At 71.6% G+C, this 6,142-nt stretch carries 5 protein-coding genes and 1 pseudogene; all 6 read left to right on the top strand.

The features are described from left to right. Positions 1–619, top strand: a pseudogene (locus OFY01_RS03965) (DAK2 domain-containing protein); the annotation flags it as partial. 124 nt (positions 620–743) lie between these two features. Further along, entirely contained in the window at positions 744–2,891 is a 2,148-nt protein-coding gene (gene recG, locus OFY01_RS03960; protein WP_266596314.1) for an ATP-dependent DNA helicase RecG, read from the top strand. Positions 2,892–2,940: 49 nt separating this feature from the next. Beyond that, on the top strand, positions 2,941–3,537 hold the full coding sequence (rsmD, locus tag OFY01_RS03955) for a 16S rRNA (guanine(966)-N(2))-methyltransferase RsmD (RefSeq protein ID WP_266596299.1): 597 nt from the start codon (positions 2,941–2,943) through the stop codon (positions 3,535–3,537). A 26-nt stretch (positions 3,538–3,563) separates the two neighbouring features. Further along, entirely contained in the window at positions 3,564–4,043 is a 480-nt protein-coding gene (coaD, locus tag OFY01_RS03950) for a pantetheine-phosphate adenylyltransferase (RefSeq protein WP_266596297.1), read from the top strand. A 134-nt stretch (positions 4,044–4,177) separates the two neighbouring features. Continuing rightward, positions 4,178–5,311, top strand: coding sequence for a cell division initiation protein (locus tag OFY01_RS03945; RefSeq protein ID WP_266596313.1), 1,134 nt, complete (start codon positions 4,178–4,180; stop codon positions 5,309–5,311). Positions 5,312–5,496: 185 nt separating this feature from the next. Next, the gene (locus tag OFY01_RS03940; RefSeq protein WP_266596311.1) at positions 5,497–6,141 is read left to right on the top strand and encodes a YceD family protein; all 645 of its coding nucleotides are present in this window, start codon (positions 5,497–5,499) and stop codon (positions 6,139–6,141) included. The last annotated feature ends 1 nt before the right edge of the window (position 6,142 follow it).

Genomic DNA, 6,142 nt, shown 5'->3' with positions numbered 1-6,142 from the left:
GGGCCTGTACGCCGAGGCGGGTGCCACGACCGTGCCGGACCGGCCCGGCGAACCGCCCGCCAGCGGAGAGCTGGTCGACGCCATCCGGCGCGCCCACGCGCGCGAGGTGGTGCTGCTGCCCAACGACGCCGACCTGCGGCACACCGCGGCCGCGGCGGCCGACCAGGCACGCGCCGAGGGCGTCCGTGTCGCGCTCATCCCGACCAGGTCCGCCGTCCAGGGCATCGCCGCGCTCGCCGTGCACGAGCCCGACCGGCGCTTCGACGAGGACGTCGTCGCGATGACCTCCGCCGCGGGCGCGACCCGGTACGGCGAGGTCGCCGTCGCCGAGCGGCAGTCGTGGACCATGGCCGGCATCTGCCAGGCCGGGGACGTCCTGGGCCTCATCGAGGACGACGTGGCGGTCATCGGCGGCGACCTGGCCGCCACCGCCCGCACGACCCTGGACCGGATGCTCGCGGCCGGCGGCGAGCTGGTCACGCTCGTCCTGGGCGAGCAGGTGCCCGACGAACTCGCGGAGGGACTCGAACGACACGTCCGCGAGACGTACCTGGCCGTGGACACGGTCGTCTACCGCGGCGGACGGCAGTCGCCGCTCATGCTGATCGGCGTCGAGTGATCCGGGCCCCGACGACGACCGGGCGTCACGCCCGCTCGTTGTCAGTGCCGTGGTGTGGAATGGATCCGTGCCCGCGCTCGAAGAACCGCTGAAGAAGGTGCTCGGCCCCGCCACCGCGAAGGTGATGGCCGAGCACATGGACCTGCACACCGTCGGCGACCTGCTCCACCACTACCCGCGCAGATACGCCGAGCGCGGCGAACTGACCCGGCTCGCCGAACTGCCGCTCGACGAGCACGTCACGGTCGTCGCGCAGGTCGCCTCCGCCCGCGTCCTGAAGTTCAACGGGGGCAGGGGCCAGCGCCTGGAGGTGACCATCACCGACGGCAGTGGGCAGCTCCAGCTCGTCTTCTTCGGCCGCGGCATCCACAAGCCGCACAAGGACCTGCAGCCCGGCACGCGCGCGATGTTCGCGGGCAAGGCGTCGGTTTTCAACCGCAAGATGCAACTGGCTCACCCCGCCTACCAGTTGCTGCGCGCCGACTCCTCCGAGGAGGCCGCCGATGCCGTCGACTCGTGGGCCGGTGCGCTCATCCCGATCTACCCGGCCACCGCCAAACTGGAGTCCTGGAAGATCGCCAAGGCGGTCGACCTGGTGCTGCCCAGCGCGCGGGAGGCGGAGGACCCGCTGCCCGAGTCGCTGCGCGAGGGGCGCGGTCTGGTCCCGCTCACCGAGGCACTGCTCAAGATCCACCGACCGCACACCAAGGCCGACATCGCCGACGCCCGCGCCCGCCTGAAGTGGGACGAGGCGTTCGTCCTCCAAGTGGCCCTCGCCCGCCGCCGGTTCGCCGACACCCAGCTGACCGCCGTCGCGCGCGCCCCGAAGCCCGAGGGCCTGCTGACGGCCTTCGACGCGAAACTGCCCTTCACCCTCACCGAAGGCCAGCGGAAGGTCTCCCGCGAGATCTTCGACGACCTCGCCACCGAGCACCCGATGCACCGACTGCTCCAGGGCGAGGTGGGCAGCGGCAAGACGATGGTGGCGCTGCGCGCCATGCTCACCGTCGTCGACGCGGGCGGGCAGGCCGCGATGCTCGCGCCCACCGAGGTGCTCGCCCAGCAGCACCACCGGTCGGTCACCGAGATGATGGGCGAGCTGGCCGAGGCGGGGATGCTGGGCGGCGCCGAGCACTCCACCAAGGTCGTGCTGCTCACCGGCTCCATGGGCGCCGCGGCCCGCCGCCAGGCGCTGCTCGACCTGACCACCGGAGAGGCCGGGATCGTCATCGGCACGCACGCGCTGATCGAGGACAAGGTGCGCTTCCACGACCTGGGCCTGGTCGTCGTGGACGAGCAGCACCGGTTCGGGGTGGAACAGCGCGACGCCCTGCGCTCGAAGGGCGAAAAGCCCCCGCACCTCCTGGTCATGACCGCCACCCCCATCCCGCGCACCGTCGCCATGACCGTCTTCGGCGACCTGGAGACCTCCGTCCTCGACCAGCTCCCGGCCGGACGCTCGCCGATCGCCAGCCACGTCGTCCCCGCCGCCGACAAGCCGCACTTCCTCGCGCGCGCGTGGGAACGCGTCCGCGAGGAGGTGGAAGGCGGGCACCAGGCGTACGTGGTCTGCCCCCGCATCGGCGACGACGAGGACGAGAAGGCGGGCAAGAAGGGCGACAAGGGCGAGAAGTCCGCCGAGGACGAGGCGGAGAGACGCCCGCCGCTCGCCGTGCTCGACGTCGCGGACGAGCTCGCCCACGGGCCGCTGCGCGGCCTGAAGGTCGAAGTGCTGCACGGCCGGATGCAGCCCGCCGACAAGGACGCCGTGATGCGCCGCTTCGCGGCGGGCGAGACGGACGTCCTGGTCGCCACCACGGTCATCGAGGTCGGCGTGAACGTGCCGAACGCCACAGCGATGGTGATCATGGACGCCGACCGGTTCGGCGTCTCCCAGCTGCACCAGCTCCGCGGCCGTGTCGGCCGCGGCTCGGCGCCGGGCCTGTGCCTCCTGGTCACCGAGATGCCCGAGGCCAGCCCCGCCCGAGCCCGCCTCGGCGCCGTAGCCGCCACGCTCGACGGCTTCGAGCTCTCCCGGATCGACCTGGAGCAGCGCCGCGAGGGCGACGTCCTCGGCCAGGCCCAGTCCGGCGTGCGCTCGTCCCTGCGGATGCTCGCCGTCATCGAGGACGAGGAGATCATCGCCGAGGCCCGCGAGGAGGCGACCAAGGTCGTCACGGCCGACCCGGAGCTGACCCGCCTGCCCGGCCTGCGCACCGCCCTGGAGGCGCTTTTGGACGAGGAGCGGGAGCAGTACCTGGACAAGGGCTGAGACACTGGTCGGGCCCGAACACCCGCGACGCCGACAAGGACCCCGAGAGATGACCCGCGTGATCGCCGGACGCGCCGGCGGACGCCGCCTGGCCGTGCCGCCGGGCAACGGCACCCGCCCGACCTCCGACCGCGCGCGCGAGGGTCTCTTCTCCACCTGGGAGGCGCTCCTCGGCACCCTCGACGGCATCCGCGTCGCCGACCTGTACGCGGGCTCCGGCGCGGTCGGCCTCGAAGCGCTGTCCCGCGGCGCCGGCCACGTGCTGCTCGTCGAGGCCGACGCCCGCGCGGCCCGCACCGTACGCGAGAACGTGCGCGCGCTCGGCCTGCCCGGGGCGGAGGCCCGTACCGGAAGGGCGGAGCAGGTCGTCGCGGGCCCGCCCCCGGCCACGCCCTACGACGTGGTCTTTCTCGACCCTCCGTACGCCGTCGCCGACGACGATCTTCGGGAGATTCTGCTCACACTCCGCGCGCAGGGCTGGCTCGCCGAAGAAGCGCTGGTCACCGTGGAACGCAGCACCAGAGGCGGCGAATTCCGGTGGCCGCGGGGGTTCGAGCCCCTGAGGTCCCGGCGCTATGGCGAAGGCACGTTTTGGTACGGTCGCGCCGCCTTGACCACCACCCTCACGTGCGACGACGCACGATGACCGGACCGGAGAGCGAGGGACTTCCCGTGCGCCGCGCAGTCTGCCCCGGGTCGTTCGACCCCATCACCAACGGCCACCTCGACATCATCGCCCGCGCCTCCAAGCTGTACGACGTGGTGCACGTCGCGGTGATGATCAACAAGTCCAAGCAGGGCCTGTTCACGGTGGACGAGCGGATCGAGCTGATCCGCGAGGTCACCGCCGAGTTCGGCAACGTCGAGGTGGAGGCGTTCCACGGTCTGCTCGTCGACTTCTGCAAGCAGCGCGACATCCCCGCCATCGTCAAGGGCCTGCGCGCGGTCAGCGACTTCGACTACGAGCTGCAGATGGCCCAGATGAACAACGGCCTGTCCGGAGTCGAGACCCTCTTTGTCCCGACCAACCCCACCTACAGCTTCCTGTCCTCCTCGCTGGTCAAGGAGGTCGCGACCTGGGGCGGCGACGTCTCCCACCTGGTCCCGCCGGCCGTGCACCGTGCCCTGACCGAACGCCTCGCCGAGAAGTGACCCACGCGCGCGTGCGCGTGGACGGCAAGACGTGACACACGTGCGCCAGTTGGGCATACAGTCGACCCGTCCGTCACCGGCAGCCCGGTGAGATCCCTGTCCCTGTGACACGACGAGAGAGTGGCGAGCACACGGTGGACGTCCAGAAGAAGCTCGACGAGATCGTCACCGCGGTCGGCAGTGCCCGGTCGATGCCCATGTCGGCCTCGTGCGTGGTCAACCGCGCCGAACTGCTCGCGATGCTGGAGGACGTGCGCCAGGCCCTGCCGGGCTCGCTCGCCCAGGCCCAGGAACTCATCGGCGGCCGCGAACAGATGGTCGAACAGGCCCGCGCCGAGGCCGAGCGGATCATCGAGACCGCCCACTCCGAGCGCGGCTCGCTGATCGCCGACACCGAGATCGCCCGCCACGCCCAGGCCGAGGCCGATCGCATCCTCGCCGAGGCCCGCCGCGAGGCCGAGGAGGTCCGCGCCGAGGCCGACGACTACGTCGACTCCAAGCTCGCCAACTTCGAGGTCGTCCTCAACAAGACGCTCGGCTCGGTCGGCCGCGGCCGCGAGAAACTCCTCGGCACCGGACCCGGCCTCGACGAGGACGGCTACGTGGACCCCGAGCTCGACGACGCCCCCGAGCGCAGTCACGACCCCGAGACGCTGCGCCGCGACGCCGACTCGTACGTGGACGCCAAGCTCGGCGCGTTCGAGGCGGTGCTCGCCAAGACCCTGGAAGCCGTCGGCAAGGGCCGCCAGAAGCTGCACGGCCGTATCGCCACCGACGACCTGGGCGCCCTTCAGGCGGGCGAGGACGGCGCGCAGGCGCACACCAGCGACGCCGACTACCTGGCGGGCCTCGCCGAGATCGGCGCCCAGGACGCACAGGGCACCCAGGGCGTCCAGGGCACCGACGTGCCCCGGCAGGAGCCCGCCGCCCCGCAGATCCCGGAGCAGCAGCCGGTGGCGGCGTACGCGCAGCAGCAGGACCCGTACGCCGCCTACCAGCAGCAGCCGTACGGGCAGCAGGACCCCTACGCGGCCTACCAGCAGGACCCGTACGCGTACCAGGCGCAGCAAGAGCCCCAGCAGCCCCAGCAGGACCCCTACGCGGCGGCGTACGGGCAGCACGACCCGTACGCGGCCTATCAGCAGCCCCAGGACCCCGCGCAGCAGCAGGGCGCGGGCGCGCTCGACGAGACCAGCCTCTTCGACACCAGCATGATCAGCATGGAGCAGGTGCGTCAGTACGAGCGCCAGTACGACCAGGGCCGCTGACCGGCGAGGGGCACCGACCGGTGAGGGCCGCTGCCCGGATTGGGCCCAGAGCGGCCGGTCAAGTATCCTGGTTCTTCGGCCGCGCGTAGACGTGCGGTCCGGGCTGCCCGGAATTCCGCAGGAGATCCAGGGCGGCTCCTCCCTTCCGGGCCCCAGGCCTTGACGTACGAAAGCAGGAACCAGCCCTGAGCACGCACCTCGACCACCGCAACCCCCTCGTGTTCGACACGCACGAGCTGGGCCGGCGTCCCGGTGCCATGCAGCGGCTGTCCCGCTCGGTCGAAGCGCCCAAGGACCTCGGTATCGAGGGAGTCGTCGGAGTGCCGGAAGGCGCCCCGGTGGAACTTGACCTCCGCCTCGAGTCGGTCATGGAAGGTGTGCTCGTCACAGGCACCGCCCGTGCGTCGGCGAAGGGGGAGTGCGTAAGGTGTCTGGAGCCGCTCGACCTTGAGGTCGAAGCGGACTTCCAGGAGATGTTCTCGTACCCTGACGCCGACGACCGGGGCCGCCCTGCGGCGGAGCCCGGCGACGACGCCGAGGACGACGAGGACAGGCTCTTCCTCGAGGACGGCCTGTTCGACCTCGAGCCCGTGCTGCGTGATGCGGTGGTGCTCGCACTGCCGATGCAGCCGGTGTGCCAGGACGACTGTCCGGGCCTGTGTTCCCAGTGCGGGGCGCGGCTCGCGGACGACCCGGACCACCACCATGACGCCGTCGACATCCGTTGGGCGGCTTTGCAGGGACTCGCTGAATCCATCCAGGACGGCGAGAAGGACGAGATGAGCGGCGCCGAAGCGCAAGCGGGCGTCGACGAGAAGCAGGAGAAGTAGC

The sequence above is a fragment of the Streptomyces beihaiensis genome, assembly GCF_026274175.1.
GTDB classification, from domain to species: Bacteria; Actinomycetota; Actinomycetes; order Streptomycetales; family Streptomycetaceae; genus Streptomyces; species Streptomyces beihaiensis.
Note: the sequence above shows the minus strand (reverse complement) of the source record. Positions and strands in the feature narration are given on the sequence as shown.

Coding starts and splice junctions, on each gene's coding strand:
- recG (WP_266596314.1), top strand. CDS start 744: ATGGCCGAGCACATGGACCTGCACACCGTCGGCGACCTGCTCCACCAC.
- rsmD (WP_266596299.1), top strand. CDS start 2,941: ATGACCCGCGTGATCGCCGGACGCGCCGGCGGACGCCGCCTGGCCGTG.